This window comes from Enterobacter cloacae complex sp. 309I3, from assembly GCF_050031595.1.
GTDB classification, from domain to species: Bacteria; Pseudomonadota; Gammaproteobacteria; order Enterobacterales; family Enterobacteriaceae; genus Enterobacter; species Enterobacter cloacae.
Window position 1 is genome coordinate 3,940,781 of sequence record NZ_JBLGWI010000001.1, and the last position, 18,027, is coordinate 3,958,807.

Consider the following 18,027-nt stretch of genomic DNA (forward strand, 5'->3'; position numbering starts at 1 on the left):
CAATCCTTTTATCAGTGACGTCCAAAAACTGGGCGCTTACGGTCAAATGTCCAGCCAGGGATCAGGTACTGCATCGGCCCGGCGTCATTACGCGCGCCGCCCGGCAGTTTTTTATACGCTTCATGCGCCTTGTGGACCTGATCCCAGTCAAGCTCCACGCCCAATCCCGGCGCATCCGGTACTGCGATGGTGCCGTTTTTAATTTCCAGCGGATTTTTCGTCAGACGGGCCTCCCCCTCCTGCCAAATCCAGTGTGTGTCGATAGCGGTTGGGTGACCCGGTGCCGCCGCGCCAACGTGGGTAAACATCGCCAGCGAAATATCGAAATGGTTATTGGAGTGACAACCCCAGGTGAGCCCCCAGTCATCACACAGCTGCGCCACACGCACGGCGCCTGAAAGCGTCCAGAAGTGCGGGTCTGCCAGCGGAATATCGACCGCATTCAGCATGACCGCATGGCCCATTTCACGCCAGTTGGTGGCGATCATGTTCGTAGCGACCGGTAGCCCGGTGGCACGTCGGAATTCCGCCATCACCTCGCGACCCGAGAAGCCTTGTTCAGCCCCAACCGGATCTTCCGCGTAGGTCAGGACATCCCCCAGTCCTTTGCACAGGGCGATAGCCTCATCCAGCAGCCAGGCACCGTTAGGGTCAACGGTAATGCGGGCATCCGGAAAACGTTTCTTGAGCGCACGCGCGGTTTCAATCTCCTGCTCACCGGGTAATACCCCGCCTTTGAGTTTGAAGTCTTTAAAACCGTAGCGGTCCTGTGCCGCCTCGGCCAGTCGAACCACCGCGTCACTGGAGAGCGCCTCCTGGTGACGCAGGTGATACCACTCATGGTGGCCCGGCGAGTGCGCCAGATAAGGCAGATCGGTTTTTTGCCGATCGCCAACATAAAACAGATAGCCGAGTACCGTCACCGCGTCACGCTGTTTGCCCGGCCCCAGCAGTTCACAGACCGGAACGTTCAGCGCCTTACCGAGCAAATCGAGCAGGGCGGCCTCCAGCGCGGCGACAGCATTGACGCGCAGCTCAAACGTCCAGGCGCCTTTGCCGAAGGTGTCAAAGTCCGCCGACTGGTTGCCTTTGTGAACATGCTGGACCACTTTATTCAGACGGGCGACCTCCTGGCCGACCACCTGCGGAATGGCGTCTGACAGCGTCTGGAAAATTACCTCACCGCCCGGCGCTTCCCCAACGCCGGTGTTCCCTGCGCTGTCGGTCAGCACCACGATATTGCGGGTAAACCAGGCGTTATGCGCGCCGCCAATATTAAGCAGCATGCTGTCCTGGCCGGCCACCGGGATGACCTTCATGTCGGTAATAACCGGGCTCGATTGTGTTGTCATCAGCCACGCTCCGCTACAGGTTTGAGTTCAATGCGTTTGATATCACCCACCAGCACCAGATAGCTCAGGACCGCCACCAGGGCGTGCACACCCACATAAATCAGCGCACCGTTGAATGAGCCCGTGGTCCCGACGATGTAGCCAATGGCAATCGGGGTGACAATCCCGGAGATGTTGCCGAACATGTTAAACAGACCGCCGCTCAGGCCGCTGATCTCTTTTGGCGCGGTATCCGCCATCACTGCCCAGCCCAGCGCACCAATCCCTTTCCCGAAGAAAGCCATCGCCATAAAGCCGATGATCATCCACTCCGCGCTGACGTAGTTACAGAACACCATGGTCATTGAAAGCAACATGCCGAGCACAATTGGCGTTTTACGGGCGATGTTCAGCGAACCGGTACGACGCATCAGCCAGTCGGAAATCACCCCACCCAGTACGCCCCCCACAAAGCCGCAGATAGCCGGTACGGAGGCGACAAAGCCTGCTTTCAGAATCGACATACCGCGTGCCTGCACCAGATAGACCGGGAACCAGGTGATAAAGAAGTAGGTTAAGGCGTTAATGCAGTACTGCCCCAGGTAGATGCCAATCATCATGCGCGAACCGACAAGCTGCTTGATCTGCGCCCATTTCTGGCTCAACGGGACTTTTGCTTTTTGGCTTTTCTGATCCATGTTGATCAGCGCCCCGCCTTCCGCAATGTACTCCAGCTCTTTCTTGTTCACGCCCGGATGTTGGTTCGGCTCGTGGATCACTTTCAGCCAGATAAAACTGATGACGATCCCCAATCCGCCCATGAAGAAGAAGACGTGTGACCAGCCCACTTCATGCGTCAGCCAGCCCATGATTGGCGCAAAGATCACCGTCGCGAAATACTGGGCAGAGTTAAAAATCGCCACCGCCGTTCCCCTCTCCTGCGCCGGGAACCAGGCGGCCACGATGCGGCTATTCCCCGGGAAGGATGGCGCTTCTGCTAACCCCACCAGGAAGCGGAGAGTAAAGAGCGCGACGATAATACCGAAGCCGCTGAAGATATCGACGAAGCCCTGCAACAGGGTAAACATCGACCAGATAAAGATGGACCAGAAGTAGACTCGCTTGGATCCAAAACGATCGAGCAGCCAGCCACCCGGGATCTGTCCAATAACATAGGCCCATGAAAATGCGGAGAAAACATACCCCATGCCAACCGGATCAAGCCCAATGTCTTTTGCCATTTCAGAGCCGGCAATCGACAGCGTGGCGCGGTCACCATAGTTAAAGGACGTGACGATAAACAGCATCACCACTATCCAGTAGCGAGCGTTAGTGCGCTTCTCCGCACTGCTCGCCGCGTGGCTTAATGTACTCATTGTTGCACTCCTGAAACATAGCTTTCGCCTGGTTCACTCTGTACAGCACCGGTAGGGTAATCAGAATGAGATTTGTGTTTGTCGTTTTGGTACGGCCTGAAGCCGTTTTATTGTGACCGGGAAAGTATATGAAGGAGTGACACGTTCTCTCACCGTGCAAAAACACAACATTAAGGGGCATGAGAAAGGTTGTTTGTGGCAAAAGCCTAAAAGAATGGAAGATGGTTCACGGAATTGGCGTTTGGTGCGGAAGTTATCGCCGGGTGGCGGCAACGCCTGACCCGGCCTGAATAACCCGCAGGCCCGCGCAAGCGAAGCGCCGCCGGGCAGGATGTTATTTAAGCAGTGTGGCCCAGTTCTCAACCCACGGGTTTGATTCGCTTTCGGGTTCCGGGTGTTCACCGGCGTCAATCAGCAGCATGTCGCCCACGCGCTGGGCGCTCTGTTCCTGCAGGAGTGCGTCGAACTGCTTGCCGCCGCCGCAGAAATTGGCGTAAGAGCTGTCGCCCAGGGCGATGATGCCGTAGTGAACGTCCGGCTGGTAGCCAATATCTTTAATGCCCTGGAAAAGCGGCACGATGCTGTCCGGCAGATCGCCCTGCCCGGTGGTGGAGGTGACCACCAGAATGTATTTATCTTTATACTTTTCCCAGTCTGCCAGTTCCGGGTCTTCATAAACCGTGGCTTTATGACCCTGGCTTGTGAGTATCGCTTCCGCCTCTTCCGCAACCAGCAGCGAGTTGCCGTACATTGTGCCGACAAAAATGCCTACTTCAGCCATGATATGTTCCCTTAATTATTGCGCTTGCCGTTCATCCTGAACGTTGCCAGATACAAACTCAACCCTTTCATTTTTGGGGAGTTGCCCCAGCCAGCCAAACTGTGACAGCGCCTGCATCCAGACATCATCGAGACCCGCATGGATCGTCAGAGGTTTGCCGGTAAACGGATGCGTCAGGCTCAGTTCGCTTGCGTGCAGCATCAGACGATCGCAACCAAAATGTTCAGCCGCACTGCGGTTCTGGCGCAGATCGCCATGCTTGCTGTCACCGATAATCGGATGTCGCAAATGCTTCAGGTGTCGGCGGAGCTGGTGTTTACGCCCGGTTTTGGGCAAAAGCTCAACCAGGCTGTAGCGAGTGGTGGGAAATTTGCTGGTTGCCACCGACATTTCAGTCGTCGCCATACCGCGATACTCGGTTACCGCAGGTTGCGGACCTTTGTCATCACGGGCAAATTTATCGGCGATTTTGTCCAGCTCTTCCACCAGAGGATAGTCAAGCGTCGCGGCTTCTGTCAGCCAGCCACGCACGATCGCGTGGTAGCGTTTCTGGATCTGATGCTGCTCAAACTGCTGCGCCAGCAGACGACCCGCTTCGCTGGACAATCCCATCAGCAGTACACCGGAGGTGGGTCTGTCCAGGCGATGGGCGGTAAACACATGCTGACCAATCTGGTCGCGCACGGTCTGCATCACAACCACCTTCTCGTCACGATCCAGCCAGCTGCGGTGCACCAGCCATCCCGACGGTTTGTTCACTGCCACCAGCCACTCATCCTGATAGAGGATCTCAAGCGTCATGCGTCATCACCGGCAAACAACGCATCCAGCTTTTCCAGCTCAGCCAGCATGACAGCACGCGCCGGGTGGGTGGCCTCCAGCGCCATTTCATAGTAAGGCGAGACCGCAAACGCCTGCGGCAGCGGATGACCACCCTCCAGCAGCGCATGCATACGGGGAATTAACACCCACTGGAGCCACTCAAACGGTGCCAGCGTATCCAGGCAGAACGGCTGGGTACTTGCGAACGCCTCTGGCTGCGGCGCGGTCTCCTGCCACAGCTGATGTTGGCGCAAAAGAGCTTCGATGGCGTGCAACCGGGCACGAACGCTATCGTGTTGCGTCATAGTAACCTCAACTGAAAAAATGAACGGCGCGCAGCATAGCATTGCAGGCAGCAGAAATAAAAAAAGGGAGCACTGTAAAAACAGTGCTCCCGGTTCGTTTCGCAGCATTCCAGCTACAATTTATGCTCCCTGCTCTTCCGTGACAACTTTTCCTGAAGCCCGAAGGCCTGTTCATCCGTAAACTGTTTGCATCCTGCACACATCGTCCTGATGTGTCTGTTTCATCCTGAAACGTCCTGGCCATCCTGACCCACCGATCATCCTGAGCGGCTCTCGTTCTCCTTCCTGGAGGTGTCCCTTACGCGTCCTGCGTGATCCTTTGCTTCATCCTGAAGCCTTCCTGCAGCGCCATCCTGACGTGTCCTGTGTGAGAAGCGCCATCATCCTGATGTTCGTTTCTCGTGTCGGCGTCCTGTCGACAGAGATAGAATCCGCTATTCCGCTTCGTCTTACAACCCACCCTGTAAGCGTTGTCAGCCTCTGAAAAGCGGGTTTGCTGCGTCAGAATTTTATTAATCCTTTGATAATTATCATAATATTTTTCTTAATTACGTAAGGTAATACTGATCGTTGCGGCGATCTCTCACAAACCGTGTAAGAGATCTCTCACACGCGCTGTAGCATGATGGATTACAGAAGCGGCTCAAGTCGGGTAAGGAAATCCGCAAGTGAGGGGGCGAGGGTCTCGCGATTGCGGGTGCCGATTGTCTCTTTGATTACTTCACCAGACAGGTTGCAGACGGAAATAACATCCAGTTCACTGTCCAGCGTGGCAATAAAGAGTGTCGGAGAAAGCTTAAGGCGTTTTTGCGTGACCAGATGACCAATCAGGTTTTCCTGAACACGCTGCAGATCGTCTTCGCTCCAGGTCTGCAACAGCGTCAGCGTTATCTCACCAAAGCGGGCAGGCATATCCCCTGCAAACTGCGTGGTGTAGAACGCGTGAACCGCTGGTTGTACCACAATGTCCATTGCCCGTTCAACCGCATTTACATTCTCCTCGACAGACCAGGGCTGCGGCTGCCAGATAACGTAGTCGTCCACCGAAGAGATAATGCAGGGCGAAGGCACACCATAGAGATCAGCACTTTGCGGCCAGGTGCCCCGGGTGTCATGCCATGCGTCGCAGTAACGGGTCGTGAAGGTCTTAAGGGCATTTGCAGTTTCGATATCCACCGATTTCTCTCTTCTGGTAAGACAGGATAAACTCAGCCCTAAGTGTACCTGTAAAGTGACTATGAAACATGTCTTACGAAAATCATCAGGCGTTAAGTGGCTTAACGCTGGGTAAATCGACCGATTACCGCGACACCTACGATGCCAGCCTGCTGCAGGGCGTTCCGCGCAGCCTTAACCGCGATCCTTTAGGGCTGCGTGCAGACGCGCTGCCGTTTGTCGGCGGTGATATCTGGACGCTGTATGAGCTCTCCTGGCTGAATGCTCGCGGTCTGCCGCAGGTGGCGGTAGGCCAGGTTGAGCTGGATCATGCCAGCCTTAACCTGGTGGAATCCAAAAGCTTCAAGCTGTATCTCAACAGTTTTAATCAGACTAAATTCACCAGCCTGGAAGAGGTTCAGCACACGCTGGAGCGTGATTTACGCGCCTGCGCCCAGGGCAACGTGACCGTTGCGCTGTATCGCCTGAATGAACTGGAAGGGCAACCTGTCGCCCATTTTAACGGCACCTGCATTGACGATCAGGATATCGAGGTGGATAACTACGAGTTCAGCGCCGGGTACCTGGAAAATGCGGCAAGCGGGAAGATCGTGGAAGAGACGCTGGTCAGCCATCTGCTGAAGTCCAACTGCCTGATCACCCACCAGCCGGACTGGGGTTCTGTGCAAATCCAGTATCGCGGCCCCAAAATTGACCGGGAAAAGCTGCTGCGCTATCTGGTGTCGTTCCGCCATCACAACGAATTCCACGAGCAGTGCGTGGAGCGCATCTTCAGCGATATTCAGCGCTTCTGCCAGCCAGAAACGCTGAGCGTGTACGCGCGCTACACCCGTCGTGGCGGGCTGGACATTAACCCGTGGCGCACTAATACCGATTTTGTACCTGCAACGGGCCGACTGGTGCGTCAGTAATATAAATATTTTCACAATATGCGCGGGTAATGCAGCGCTTTAGGTTGTGAAACGTCACGCGGCAGGGCTATTGTAATCAGCAGGGAATGACGATAATCGTCCCATAAGGAGCTCACTTGATTACACATATTAGCCCGCTTGGCTCAATGGATATGTTGTCGCAGCTGGAAGTGGACATGCTTAAACGCACGGCCAGCAGCGATCTTTATCAACTGTTTCGTAACTGTTCACTTGCCGTACTGAACTCCGGAAGCCTGACAGACAACAGTAAAGAACTGTTATCCCGCTTCGAAAGCTTTGATATCAACGTGCTGCGCCGTGAGCGCGGCGTGAAACTTGAAGTGATCAACCCGCCGGAAGAGGCCTTCGTCGACGGGCGGATTATTCGTTCCCTGCAGGCCAACCTGTTTGCCGTGCTGCGTGACATCCTGTTTGTTAACGGGCAGATCCACAACGCGGGCCGCTTCCAGCATCTTGACCTGGAAAGCTCGGTTCATATCACCAACCTGGTGTTTTCTATTCTGCGTAACGCCCGTGCCCTGCACGTTGGCGAAGCACCGAATATGGTCGTCTGCTGGGGCGGTCACTCCATTAACGAAACCGAATACCTGTACGCCCGTCGGGTGGGTACCCAGCTCGGTCTGCGTGAGCTGAATATCTGCACCGGCTGTGGCCCAGGCGCGATGGAAGCGCCAATGAAAGGTGCCGCCGTGGGTCATGCCCAGCAGCGTTATAAAGAGGGGCGCTTTATCGGCATGACCGAGCCGTCGATCATCGCCGCTGAGCCACCTAACCCGCTGGTCAACGAGCTGATTATCATGCCGGATATCGAAAAGCGCCTGGAAGCGTTTGTCCGTATCGCTCACGGCATCATCATCTTCCCGGGCGGCGTGGGTACGGCAGAGGAGCTGCTCTATCTGCTGGGGATCCTGATGAACCCGGCCAACAAAGATCAGGTTCTGCCGCTGATCCTGACCGGGCCGAAAGAGAGTGCCGACTACTTCCGCGTGCTGGACGAGTTTATCGTGCATACGCTGGGTGAAGCCGCGCGTCGTCACTATCGCATTATCATTGACGATGCGGCAGAAGTGGCGCGTCAGATGAAAAAAGCGATGCCGCTGGTGAAAGAGAACCGTCGTGATACCGGTGATGCCTACAGCTTTAACTGGTCAATCCGTATTGCGCCGGATCTGCAGATCCCGTTCGAGCCTTCGCATGAGAATATGGCGAACCTGAAACTCTATCCTGACCAGCCGGTAGAAGTGCTGGCCGCCGACCTGCGTCGCGCCTTCTCGGGCATTGTGGCGGGTAACGTGAAAGAGGTGGGGATCCGCGCCATTGAGCAGTTTGGCCCGTATAAGATCCACGGTGACCCGGAGATGATGCGCCGCATGGACGACATGCTGCAAGGCTTTGTCGCCCAACACCGTATGAAGCTGCCGGGCTCGGCTTATATTCCTTGCTACGAAATCTGCACATAAGGCGTTAATCGTTCTTCTGAGGGCCGGGGCGCGTTCTGTCGTTACCCGGCCTTTTTTTCGCATCAATTCATAGTTATCGCTTATAGAATTTATAAACTGCACGCCAACGCAAACGATTACCTGGATTTTAAAACCATAAATTATCAGCTTTAAAGCAAATTACTCATCAGAAAATCCTAAAACCCACCATCTTTACAGCGCAAGACACCTATCTTCGGGGCCGCTCTTTCCGGACATATGTTGTTAATGGTAGCCTTCGCGCCCGTAAATTCTCTTTGATGTTTTTTTAACAGAGAAATGGTCTAAATATACCCACATCATGAGTGGATTATTGCATTTGGGATCGCGATCACTGATACATTCATAAGTAGAATGTATCTTTCCGCCCGCCAATAGTTACGGGTGAAAATTATTAAAAAACCGTCACTGAACGAATTTCATATTACCGTCAGGCATTTTTTCATCGGATTTGACTACAAACCTGACAATTTGCTTCCTCCAGGAGATACAGATGGAAACCACTCAAACCAGCACCGTTGCTTCGATTGAATCCCGAAGTGGTTGGCGCAAAACGGATACCATGTGGATGCTTGGCCTTTACGGCACAGCAATCGGCGCTGGTGTACTGTTCCTTCCTATCAACGCAGGCGTCGGCGGTCTGATCCCGCTGATCATTATGGCCATCATCGCGTTCCCGATGACCTTCTTCGCACACCGCGGTCTGACCCGCTTCGTGCTGTCCGGTAAAAACCCGGGCGAAGACATCACCGAAGTGGTTGAAGAGCATTTCGGCGTTGGCGCAGGGAAACTGATTACCCTGCTCTACTTCTTCGCCATTTACCCGATTCTGCTGGTTTACAGCGTGGCGATCACCAACACCGTTGAAAGCTTCATGACGCACCAGCTGCAGATGACGCCGCCACCGCGTGCCATTCTGTCCCTGATCCTGATCGTCGGTATGATGACCATCGTGCGCTTCGGCGAGCAGATGATTGTTAAAGCGATGAGCGTCCTGGTGTTCCCGTTTGTTGCCGCACTGATGGTGCTGGCCTGCTACCTGATCCCACAGTGGAACGGTGCGGCGCTGGAAACCCTCTCCCTGAGCAGCGCATCTGCAACCGGTAACGGCCTGATGATGACCCTGTGGCTGGCGATTCCGGTAATGGTCTTCTCCTTCAACCACTCCCCGATCATCTCTTCCTTCGCCGTGGCGAAGCGTGAAGAGTACGGCGCAGGCGCAGAGAAGAAGTGCTCCAGCATCCTGGCACGTGCACACATCATGATGGTGCTGACCGTAATGTTCTTCGTCTTCAGCTGCGTACTGAGCCTCTCCCCGGCGGACCTGGCAGCAGCGAAAGAGCAGAACATCTCCATTCTGTCTTACCTGGCGAACCACTTTAACGCACCGATTATTGCGTGGATGGCACCGATCATCGCCATTATCGCCATCACCAAATCCTTCCTCGGCCACTACCTGGGCGCACGTGAAGGTTTTAACGGTATGGTGATCAAATCTCTGCGCGGTAAAGGCAAGAGCATTGAAATCAGCAAGCTGAACAAAATCACTGCACTGTTCATGCTGCTTACCACCTGGGCCGTTGCTACGCTGAACCCAAGCATCCTGGGCATGATTGAAACCCTGGGCGGTCCGGTTATCGCGATGATTCTGTTCCTGATGCCGATGTACGCAATTCAGAAAGTCCCTGCTATGCGTAAGTACAGCGGTCATGTGAGCAACATCTTTGTGGTTATCATGGGGCTTATCGCTATCTCTGCGATCTTCTACTCCCTGTACACCATGTTCTGATTATCACCCGCGCCGTCCCCGGACGGCGCACTCCTTCCTCTCTGACTGAAAGCAATGGACGCATCATGATTAGCGTATTCGATATCTTCAAAATCGGTATTGGTCCTTCCAGCTCTCACACTGTCGGACCAATGAAAGCCGGTAAGCAGTTCACGGATGACTTGATTGCACGCGGCATCTTGCACGACATCACCCGCGTGGTTGTCGATGTGTACGGCTCGCTTTCCCTGACCGGAAAAGGCCACCATACCGATATCGCCATTATCATGGGCCTGGCGGGAAACCTGCCGGATACCGTTGATATTGATGCGATCCCTGGCTTCATCCAGGACGTAAACACCCACGGTCGCCTGCTGCTGGCAAACGGCGAACACGAAGTGGAATTCCCGGTTGACCATTGCATGAATTTCCATGCGGACAACCTGTCGCTGCACGAAAACGGCATGCGCATTACCGCGCTGGCCGGCGACACCGCGGTTTACAGCCAGACCTATTACTCTATCGGCGGCGGGTTTATCGTCGACGAAGACCACTTTGGTCAAACCAGCACCTCTTCTGTCGACGTGCCGTATCCGTACAAAACTGCGGCCGATCTCCAGCGTCACTGTCAGGAGACGGGGCTTTCCCTCTCCGGTCTGATGATGAAAAACGAGCTGGCCCTGCACAGCAAAGCGGAGCTGGAACAGCACTTTGCTAACGTCTGGGAGGTGATGCGCGGCGGGATTGAACGCGGGATCACCACCGAAGGCGTTCTGCCCGGTAAGCTTCGCGTACCGCGTCGTGCGGCCGCGCTGCGCCGTATGCTGGTGAGCACCGACAAAACGACCACCGACCCAATGGCCGTCGTAGACTGGATCAACATGTTCGCCCTGGCGGTGAACGAAGAGAACGCCGCAGGGGGCCGCGTGGTCACGGCGCCAACCAACGGTGCCTGCGGTATCGTTCCGGCCGTGCTGGCCTACTACGACAAGTTTATCCGTGAAGTGAACGCCAACTCGCTGGCGCGCTACCTGCTGGTCGCCAGTGCGATTGGTTCTCTGTATAAGATGAACGCCTCCATTTCCGGCGCGGAAGTGGGCTGTCAGGGTGAAGTGGGCGTGGCCTGTTCCATGGCCGCTGCGGGTCTGGCAGAGCTGTTAGGCGCAAGCCCGGCGCAGGTCTGCATTGCCGCCGAAATCGGCATGGAGCATAACCTGGGGCTGACCTGTGACCCGGTTGCCGGACAGGTTCAGGTGCCGTGTATCGAACGTAACGCGATCGCCTCCGTGAAGGCAGTGAACGCCGCACGAATGGCGCTGCGCCGCACCAGCGAGCCACGCGTCTGCCTCGATAAGGTTATCGAAACCATGTACGAAACCGGTAAAGATATGAACGCCAAATACCGTGAAACCTCTCGCGGTGGTCTGGCAATGAAGATCGTGACCTGCGATTAAGCCTCTCAGGAAGCCTCGTTTTGCGAGGCTTCTTCCTGTTTTCCCCGCCGCGCATAGTTTCATACCGCTGACAGTGTTACCCTTCCTTCATGAGATAGAAGGGAGATTATCTGTGGCTGTTCATTTGCTTATCGTCGACGCGCTCAACCTGATTCGCCGGATCCATGCAGTGCAAGGCACGCCCTGTAAGGACACCTGTCTGCACGCGCTGGAGCAACTTATTCGCCACAGCGAACCGACGCATGTCGTGGCCGTATTTGATGACGAGGCGCGTAATTCCGGCTGGCGACATCAGCGTTTGCCGGACTATAAAGCCGGACGCGCCCCCATGCCGGACGATTTGCATTCAGAAATGCCGATGATTCGCTCGGCATTCGAAAAGCGCGGCGTGCCCTGCTGGGGCGCCCAGGGCAATGAAGCGGACGATCTCGCGGCGACGCTTGCGGTCAAAGTGGCCAGCGCCGGGCATCAGGCAACCATTGTGTCGACGGATAAAGGCTACTGCCAGCTGCTCTCACCCACTATCCGCATTCGTGATTACTTCCAGAAACGCTGGCTCGACGCCCCGTTTATTGCCAGTGAATTTGGCGTCTCGCCTGAGCAACTTCCTGACTACTGGGGGCTGGCGGGGATCAGCAGCTCTAAAGTACCGGGCGTTGCCGGTATTGGGCCTAAAAGCGCCGCACAGCTGCTGACGGATTTTCAGAACCTGGAAGGGATCTACGCCCGGCTCAATGAAGTTCCGGAAAAATGGCGTAAGAAGCTGGAGGCCCATAAAGAAATGGCCTTTATCTGCCGGGATGTGGCGACGTTACAGACGGATTTACAGCTGGACGGGAATTTGCAGCAGTTGAGGTTAGAGCGTTAAAAGTCCCCTCTCCCCGTTGGGGAGAGGGTTAGGGTGAGGGGCCTATCGCTCGTCGCGACGCCCGCCCACGGCCGCCCACCAGCGACGAATATGCACCGTCACCTCTTCGCGATCGTGATACAGCTGACGCGCCTGGATCTCCACGTTAATGCCGTGTTCATCCAGTTGCTGCTGAATATAGGCCAGGTTCTGAGAGACCTCCTCATAGCGCTTTTTCATTGGCAGCTTGAGGTTAAAAATCGTCTCACGACACCAGCCGTTCACCAGCCAGGAGGCCATCAGTGCCGCCACTTTCGCTGGTTTTTCCACCATATCGCACACCATCCAGGAGATGTTATTGCGGGTTGGACGATAGCGGAAACCGTCTTCACGCAGCCAGGTGACCTGCCCGGTGTCCATCAGGCTTTGCGCCATCGGACCGTTATCAACAGACGACACCCACATGTTGCGTTTCACCAGCTGATAGGTCCAGCCACCGGGGCACGCGCCGAGATCGACCGCGTACATGCCGTTGGCCAGACGCTCATCCCACTCATCCGCCGGAATAAAGACGTGAAACGCCTCTTCCAGCTTCAGGGTTGAACGGCTCGGCGCATCAGCCGGGAACTTCAGGCGTGGGATCCCCATAAAGAACGGAGAGTTGTTGTTGGTATAAGAGTAACCGGCGTAGCAGCAGCCCGGGGCAATAAAGAAGATATGCACGACCGGACGTTTTGGCGTTTCGTAGTTTGTCAGCACGCCGGCATCACGCAGCGCCGCGCGCAGCGGTACGGTGAACTTACGGCAGAACTTCATCAGCTCTTTGCTTTCGTTGGTGTCGGCCACTTCAACGCGCAAATCGCCCCCCTTCTCGACCACGCCCTGCAGCATGCCCACAATCGGGGTGATGCGATCTTCTGGCGGGAGATCTTTCAGCAGCTCACCCGCGACGAACATCTGGCGCGCAAAGATCAGTGAACTGAACGGCAGCTCGCGTGCCAGCTTATCCGCATCGTCAGGCTGGTAGCATTCGAACACCACATAGCCCGCATTATCCTTAACGCGCGCAAAACCGAAGACTTCTCGCTTCGCCGCTTTATCCGTAATTTCCGCGGCGCACTCTTTCTCAAACCCCGGGCGACAATATAAAACAACCTTATTCATGAACAACGCCCTTGCGTTTCAGACGGATAGCTCCGATAAACATTAATACCCACCCTGCCAGGAAGCTGACGCCGCCGACAGGTGTAACAAACGCCCACAGGCGCAAATGCGAGAGCGCAAGGCAGTAAAGGCTGCCGCTGAACAGCACCGTACCCAGCGCCAGGAAAACGCTGCTCCAGTAAAACCAGATGCTGATGCGGCGCTGCATCGCTACCGCCAGCCCAAAAATAGCCAGCGTATGGAACGCCTGGTATTCAAGGCCGGTCTGGATCCAGCCCATCTCCACCACACCCAAAGACTTGCTTAAGACATGTGCGCCAAACGCGCCCAGTGCAACAAAAATAAAGCCACTCACCGCGGCAAAAATCAGCATGAATCGGCTGGTCATGTTTCAGTCCTAAAGTAATGCGTGCCCGGCACACAAAAGTTATTGTTCATACCTGAAGCGGAATTTTTCTTGCTCGCTCGCCGCTTTCGCCAGTATCCACTGCCGGAAAGCGGCTATTTTACCCAGTTCTGCCTGACTGTCATGACAAACCAGATAAAACGCATTCTTGCTGACCAGTACATCATTAAAAGGGCAAACCAGACGGCCGGCCTCAATTTCGGACTGCGCCATGACGTTGTTCGCCAACGCAATGCCCTGTCCGTGAATGGCAGCCTGTAGCACCATCGCACTGTGGCTAAAGATGGGGCCCTGCTGCACGTTTATATGATTAAGACCTAATTGACGGGTATAAGTTTGCCAGTCGCGGCGAGAAGCATCGTGTAACAGCGTATGTTGTGCCAGATCGGCGGGCGTTTTTAACGCTTTATCGCCTGTCAAAAGCAGCGGTGAACAGACTGGCAGCAGATATTCTGCGTATAATTTCTCGACACGCAAGCCCGGCCAGTTACCACGCCCATAGAAAATGGCAACGTCCACATCGTCCGCCAGTTTGTCTTCCTGACGATCCACCGCCTGGATCCTGACATCAATTCCCGGATAAGCTGAGTTAAAGCTTGAGAGTCTGGGCACCAGCCACTGAATGGCAAAACTGGGCAATAAACTGACCGTCAGTGCGCCTTTTGCACTCCTGGCCTGCAGCTTGCGCGTGGCTTCCGTGAGCTGGGAAAAAATCTCTTTAATATCCTGAAAATAGCTCTGCCCCTCTTCCGTCAGCAACAGCGAACGGTTGCGTCGGCGAAACAGCTTGAGGCCCAGAAAATCCTCCAGGGACTTGATTTGGTGACTTACTGCGGCCTGTGTCACAAAAAGCTCATCTGCTGCGCGGGTGAAGCTTAGATGACGTGCTGCTGCATCAAAAACACGTAATGCATTTAGGGGTGGCAATCGCTTGGACATGGTTATCTGGCTTAGATGTTAACGAGATTTAACAAACAGGAAACAACGTTTAACCTATTAGTTTTTTTTATCTGAGCCATTATAATTTGTCCGTTGAGGAACTACCAGCAAATACCTATAGTGGCGGCACTTCCTGAGCCGGAACGAGAAGCTTTTTTTGGAATGCGTGTTCTGAAGAGCTTTTGGCTTACGGTTGTGATGTTGTGTTGTTGTGTTTGCAATTGGTCTGCGATTCAGACCACGGTAGCAACGCTACCAATTTTTCACTTCCTGTACATTTACCCTGTCTGTCCATAGTGATTAATGTAGCACCGCCAATTTGCGGTGCTTTTTTTTGCTTAGCGATCTGTTAATGCTCGATCTCTTTCATCTCTTTCACGTCCGTGCGGTTGATCTGCTGCTTGTTCCCGTTAGCATCTTTGTATGAAATCATCCCGGTATCGTTATCGGTTGTCGGTTTCCCTTCCGAAACAATGGAACGACCATCGTTAGTGTGCATGACGTAGTTGTTACCAGAACAGGCGCTCAGGGCAAAAGTAAACGCACAGGCAGAAATGATTGCAGCTGTCTTATTCATGATTCTTCTCCTTTAGCAATTAATGCTATTCAAACCTCGATTTATAACAGGCTAAAACATCCGCCTAACACTATTTAGCATAACCTGCTTTTTCAGGGGCGTTGGGATAAGCAGACAATTCTGATAGATATCAACCTCCTTGCCCTGCCGCTGAAATTGCGCGACGATCTCATTAATGCAATGAGGAATCCCATGAACGCTTTCAGCCCTGCGCAGTTTCGCGCACAGTTTCCGGCGCTGGCCGATGCCGGCATTTATCTCGATAGCGCTGCCACAGCCTTAAAGCCGCAGGCGGTTATTGAGGCAACGCAGCAGTTTTATAGCCTGAGCGCAGGCAATGTGCATCGTAGCCAGTTTGCCGAGGCCCAACGCTTAACCGCACGCTACGAAGCGGCACGCGATCAGGTTGCTCGTCTGATCAATGCCGAAAGCGGGAAAAACATCGTCTGGACGCGGGGTACCACCGAAGCCATAAACATAGTGGCCCAGTGTTATGCACGCCCACTGCTTCAGCCCGGAGACGAGATCATCGTCAGTGAAGCGGAACATCACGCCAACCTGGTCCCATGGCTGATGGTGGCAGAGCAAACAGGGGCACGGGTGGTGAAGCTCCCGCTGGGGACAGATTACCTGCCGGACGTAGCACAGTTACCGGAGCTGATTACACCGCGCAGCCGCATTCTGGCGCTTGGACAGATGTCGAACGTCACCGGTGGCTGCCCGGATTTGGCGCAGGCTATCCGCATCGCGCATGCCAACGGCATCATAGTGATGGTTGACGGCGCGCAGGGCGTGGTCCATTTCCCGGCCGATGTGCAAAAACTGGATATCGATTTTTATGTCTTCTCAGGGCATAAGCTCTACGGACCAACCGGTATCGGGGCGCTGTACGGTAAGCCTGAGCTGCTGGCACAAATGACGCCATGGCTCGGTGGCGGCAAGATGATCGCGGAAGTCTCTTTCGAGGGCTTTAAAACCCAGGACGTCCCTTACCGGCTGGAAGCGGGTACGCCAAACGTGGCGGGCGTCATTGGCCTGAGCGCCGCGCTCGAATGGCTCGCCGAAACGGACATTGTCCAGGCGGAGAGCTGGAGCCGGGGTCTGGCGACGCTGGCTGAAGAGGAGCTTAAAAAACGCCCTGGCTTCCGTTCGTTCCGCGTGCAGGATTCAAGCCTGTTAGCCTTTGATTTTGCGGGCGTACACCATAGCGACATGGTGACCCTGCTGGCAGGATATGGCATTGCGCTGCGTGCCGGGCAGCACTGTGCCCAGCCGCTGCTGGCAGCGCTTGGCGTGAGTGGTACACTGCGCGCCTCGTTTGCACCTTACAATACCCAAAGCGATGTCGACGCGCTGATTTCCGCGGTTGACCGCGCCCTTGAACTCCTGGTGGATTAATGACTAGCTCAGCTTTAGCCGGACATCCGTTTGGCACAGTGATCACAGAAGAAACGTTAAAACAGACCTTCGCGCCGTTCACACAATGGGAAGATAAATATCGTCAACTGATCCTGCTGGGTAAGCAGCTTCCGGCCCTTTCTGACGATCTCAAAGCGCAGGCAACAGAGATCGCGGGCTGTGAAAACCGCGTCTGGCTTGGGTTCAGCGTATCCGGTGAGAAACTGCATTTCTTTGGCGACAGCGAAGGCCGTATCGTGCGCGGTCTGCTGGCGGTGCTGTTAACCGCCATCGAAGGGAAAAGCGCGGCGACGCTACTGGCGCACTCGCCGCTGGCTCTGTTCGATGAGTTAGGGCTGCGCGCGCAGCTAAGCGCCTCGCGCGGTCAGGGCCTGGTCGCCCTTAGCGAAGCGGTGCAGGACGCCGCCCGTCAGGCTCAGGCCTGACGTTCCGCCTTCGCCATCATCTTTTTCAGTGCGTGAGACACCGCCACAAAGCCAAAAGAGGCGGTCACCATAGTGGCCGCGCCAAATCCTGAGGCGCAATCCATCCTTTTTGGCCCTTCCGCCGTGCTTTTCATTGCACACACCGAGCCGTCCGCCTGCGGATACACCAGCGCTTCGGTCGAGAAAACACAGTCGACGCCCAGCTTGCCTTTGCTGTTTTTCACCACGTTAAAATCGCTTTTCAGACGTTCACGCAGCTTGGCCGCCAGCGGATCCTGAATGGTTTTGGCCAGATCGGCCACCTGGATCTGTGTGGGATCGATTTGTCCGCCTGCGCCACCGGTGGTCACCAGTGGCACCTTGTAACGACGACAGTACGCAATAAGCGCCGCTTTTGGACGCACGCTATCGATCGCGTCAATCACGTAGCTGTAGCCTTTACTCATATAGTCTGCGACATTATCCGCCGTCACAAAATCATCAATTACCGTGACCCGACATTCCGGGTTGATCAGGCGGATACGCTCTGCCATGACCTCAGATTTTGCCAGGCCGACGTTGTCACGCAGGGCATGGATTTGACGGTTGGTGTTGGTGACGCACACGTCATCCATATCAATCAGCGTGATTGCGCCAATACCGGTTCTCGCCAGCGCTTCTGCAGCCCACGAGCCCACACCACCAATGCCCACGACGCAGACATGCGCATCCGCAAACAGCTGCAGGGCTTTTTCACCATAGAGACGTGCCGTACCGCCAAAACGCTGGCGCCAGGCGTCGCTGATTACCACAGACATAAAACCTCAGATGTAAAAAGGGTGAGGTTT

Annotated in this window: 18 protein-coding genes; 7 read left to right on the top strand and 11 right to left on the bottom strand. The window is 55.0% G+C overall.

The genetic code is table 11. The features are described 5' to 3' along the window. Positions 1-11: 11 nt before the first annotated feature. From ACQG22_RS18845 to syd, 6 genes are all read right to left on the bottom strand, one after another. Complete coding sequence (locus tag ACQG22_RS18845) at positions 12-1,352, bottom strand: glucarate dehydratase family protein (protein WP_222168934.1); 1,341 nt, start codon at positions 1,350-1,352, stop codon at positions 12-14. Continuing rightward, positions 1,352-2,707: a galactarate/glucarate/glycerate transporter GudP gene (gudP, locus tag ACQG22_RS18850; RefSeq protein ID WP_013098524.1), complete on the bottom strand. Its 1,356-nt coding sequence runs from the start codon at positions 2,705-2,707 to the stop codon at positions 1,352-1,354. Before gudP ends, ACQG22_RS18845 begins: the two co-directional genes overlap by 1 nt. A 334-nt stretch (positions 2,708-3,041) precedes the next feature. Then, positions 3,042-3,488, bottom strand: coding sequence for a flavodoxin (locus tag ACQG22_RS18855; RefSeq protein ID WP_013098525.1), 447 nt, complete (start codon positions 3,486-3,488; stop codon positions 3,042-3,044). A gap of 15 nt (positions 3,489-3,503) precedes the next feature. After that, the gene (truC, locus tag ACQG22_RS18860) at positions 3,504-4,289 is read right to left on the bottom strand and encodes a tRNA pseudouridine(65) synthase TruC (protein WP_222168933.1); all 786 of its coding nucleotides are present in this window, start codon (positions 4,287-4,289) and stop codon (positions 3,504-3,506) included. Next, the gene (locus ACQG22_RS18865) at positions 4,286-4,615 is read right to left on the bottom strand and encodes a YqcC family protein (RefSeq protein ID WP_013098527.1); all 330 of its coding nucleotides are present in this window, start codon (positions 4,613-4,615) and stop codon (positions 4,286-4,288) included. Before ACQG22_RS18865 ends, truC begins: the two co-directional genes overlap by 4 nt. Positions 4,616-5,245: 630 nt before the next feature. Continuing rightward, a complete protein-coding gene (syd, locus tag ACQG22_RS18870) occupies positions 5,246-5,791 on the bottom strand; it encodes a SecY-interacting protein (RefSeq protein WP_020689319.1) in 546 nt (181 codons plus the stop codon). Positions 5,792-5,859: 68 nt separating this feature from the next. Between syd and queF the strand changes: the two genes are divergently transcribed. The 5 genes from queF to xni all read left to right on the top strand — a co-directional run bounded on the left by queF (position 5,860) and on the right by xni (position 12,291). Continuing rightward, a complete protein-coding gene (gene queF, locus ACQG22_RS18875; RefSeq protein ID WP_013098529.1) occupies positions 5,860-6,702 on the top strand; it encodes an NADPH-dependent 7-cyano-7-deazaguanine reductase QueF in 843 nt (280 codons plus the stop codon). Positions 6,703-6,818: 116 nt separating this feature from the next. Continuing rightward, positions 6,819-8,183: a nucleotide 5'-monophosphate nucleosidase PpnN gene (gene ppnN / locus ACQG22_RS18880; RefSeq protein ID WP_013098530.1), complete on the top strand. Its 1,365-nt coding sequence runs from the start codon at positions 6,819-6,821 to the stop codon at positions 8,181-8,183. Between the two features lie 511 nt (positions 8,184-8,694). Continuing rightward, positions 8,695-9,990: an HAAAP family serine/threonine permease gene (locus ACQG22_RS18885; RefSeq protein WP_013098531.1), complete on the top strand. Its 1,296-nt coding sequence runs from the start codon at positions 8,695-8,697 to the stop codon at positions 9,988-9,990. Positions 9,991-10,055: 65 nt separating this feature from the next. Further along, positions 10,056-11,423: an L-serine ammonia-lyase gene (locus ACQG22_RS18890; protein ID WP_020689323.1), complete on the top strand. Its 1,368-nt coding sequence runs from the start codon at positions 10,056-10,058 to the stop codon at positions 11,421-11,423. A 112-nt stretch (positions 11,424-11,535) separates the two neighbouring features. Further along, on the top strand, positions 11,536-12,291 hold the full coding sequence (gene xni, locus ACQG22_RS18895) for a flap endonuclease Xni (RefSeq protein ID WP_038983832.1): 756 nt from the start codon (positions 11,536-11,538) through the stop codon (positions 12,289-12,291). 42 nt (positions 12,292-12,333) lie between these two features. Here the strand turns inward: xni and rlmM are convergent, their stop codons facing one another. From rlmM to ACQG22_RS18915, 4 genes are all read right to left on the bottom strand, one after another. Next, positions 12,334-13,434: a 23S rRNA (cytidine(2498)-2'-O)-methyltransferase RlmM gene (gene rlmM, locus ACQG22_RS18900; protein ID WP_013098534.1), complete on the bottom strand. Its 1,101-nt coding sequence runs from the start codon at positions 13,432-13,434 to the stop codon at positions 12,334-12,336. Then, positions 13,427-13,822 carry a DUF423 domain-containing protein gene (locus ACQG22_RS18905; protein ID WP_003862756.1) on the bottom strand — a complete coding sequence of 132 codons (396 nt, stop codon included), beginning with the start codon at positions 13,820-13,822 and terminating at the stop codon, positions 13,427-13,429. The genes rlmM and ACQG22_RS18905 overlap by 8 nt, the downstream gene beginning before the upstream one ends. 39 nt (positions 13,823-13,861) lie before the next feature. Further along, positions 13,862-14,779, bottom strand: a complete 918-nt coding sequence (gcvA, locus tag ACQG22_RS18910) for a glycine cleavage system transcriptional regulator GcvA (protein WP_023622031.1) — start codon at positions 14,777-14,779, stop codon at positions 13,862-13,864. A 349-nt stretch (positions 14,780-15,128) separates the two neighbouring features. Then, on the bottom strand, positions 15,129-15,356 hold the full coding sequence (locus ACQG22_RS18915) for a YgdI/YgdR family lipoprotein (protein WP_008499648.1): 228 nt from the start codon (positions 15,354-15,356) through the stop codon (positions 15,129-15,131). Between the two features lie 192 nt (positions 15,357-15,548). On the opposite strand from ACQG22_RS18915, the gene csdA reads away from it, so the two are divergent. Together csdA and csdE are read left to right on the top strand one after the other, a co-directional pair. Next, complete coding sequence (gene csdA, locus ACQG22_RS18920) at positions 15,549-16,754, top strand: cysteine desulfurase CsdA (RefSeq protein WP_038983836.1); 1,206 nt, start codon at positions 15,549-15,551, stop codon at positions 16,752-16,754. Further along, positions 16,754-17,200, top strand: a complete 447-nt coding sequence (csdE, locus tag ACQG22_RS18925; RefSeq protein WP_038983838.1) for a cysteine desulfurase sulfur acceptor subunit CsdE — start codon at positions 16,754-16,756, stop codon at positions 17,198-17,200. Before csdA ends, csdE begins: the two co-directional genes overlap by 1 nt. On the opposite strand, the gene tcdA is transcribed toward csdE, so the two are convergent. After that, positions 17,191-17,997, bottom strand: coding sequence for a tRNA cyclic N6-threonylcarbamoyladenosine(37) synthase TcdA (gene tcdA, locus ACQG22_RS18930; RefSeq protein WP_014833111.1), 807 nt, complete (start codon positions 17,995-17,997; stop codon positions 17,191-17,193). The genes csdE and tcdA overlap by 10 nt on opposite strands. Positions 17,998-18,027 lie beyond the last annotated feature (30 nt).

What these genes read in the sequence shown, in the direction of transcription:
- ACQG22_RS18845 (WP_222168934.1), bottom strand. Translation starts at nt 1,352, where the DNA reads ATGACAACACAATCGAGCCCGGTTATTACCGACATGAAGGTCATCCCG.
- gudP (WP_013098524.1), bottom strand. Translation starts at nt 2,707, where the DNA reads ATGAGTACATTAAGCCACGCGGCGAGCAGTGCGGAGAAGCGCACTAAC.
- ACQG22_RS18855 (WP_013098525.1), bottom strand. Translation starts at nt 3,488, where the DNA reads ATGGCTGAAGTAGGCATTTTTGTCGGCACAATGTACGGCAACTCGCTG.
- truC (WP_222168933.1), bottom strand. Translation starts at nt 4,289, where the DNA reads ATGACGCTTGAGATCCTCTATCAGGATGAGTGGCTGGTGGCAGTGAAC.
- ACQG22_RS18865 (WP_013098527.1), bottom strand. Translation starts at nt 4,615, where the DNA reads ATGACGCAACACGATAGCGTTCGTGCCCGGTTGCACGCCATCGAAGCT.
- queF (WP_013098529.1), top strand. Translation starts at nt 5,860, where the DNA reads ATGTCTTACGAAAATCATCAGGCGTTAAGTGGCTTAACGCTGGGTAAA.
- ACQG22_RS18885 (WP_013098531.1), top strand. Translation starts at nt 8,695, where the DNA reads ATGGAAACCACTCAAACCAGCACCGTTGCTTCGATTGAATCCCGAAGT.
- ACQG22_RS18890 (WP_020689323.1), top strand. Translation starts at nt 10,056, where the DNA reads ATGATTAGCGTATTCGATATCTTCAAAATCGGTATTGGTCCTTCCAGC.
- rlmM (WP_013098534.1), bottom strand. Translation starts at nt 13,434, where the DNA reads ATGAATAAGGTTGTTTTATATTGTCGCCCGGGGTTTGAGAAAGAGTGC.
- ACQG22_RS18905 (WP_003862756.1), bottom strand. Translation starts at nt 13,822, where the DNA reads ATGACCAGCCGATTCATGCTGATTTTTGCCGCGGTGAGTGGCTTTATT.
- gcvA (WP_023622031.1), bottom strand. Translation starts at nt 14,779, where the DNA reads ATGTCCAAGCGATTGCCACCCCTAAATGCATTACGTGTTTTTGATGCA.
- ACQG22_RS18915 (WP_008499648.1), bottom strand. Translation starts at nt 15,356, where the DNA reads ATGAATAAGACAGCTGCAATCATTTCTGCCTGTGCGTTTACTTTTGCC.
- csdA (WP_038983836.1), top strand. Translation starts at nt 15,549, where the DNA reads ATGAACGCTTTCAGCCCTGCGCAGTTTCGCGCACAGTTTCCGGCGCTG.
- csdE (WP_038983838.1), top strand. Translation starts at nt 16,754, where the DNA reads ATGACTAGCTCAGCTTTAGCCGGACATCCGTTTGGCACAGTGATCACA.
- tcdA (WP_014833111.1), bottom strand. Translation starts at nt 17,997, where the DNA reads ATGTCTGTGGTAATCAGCGACGCCTGGCGCCAGCGTTTTGGCGGTACG.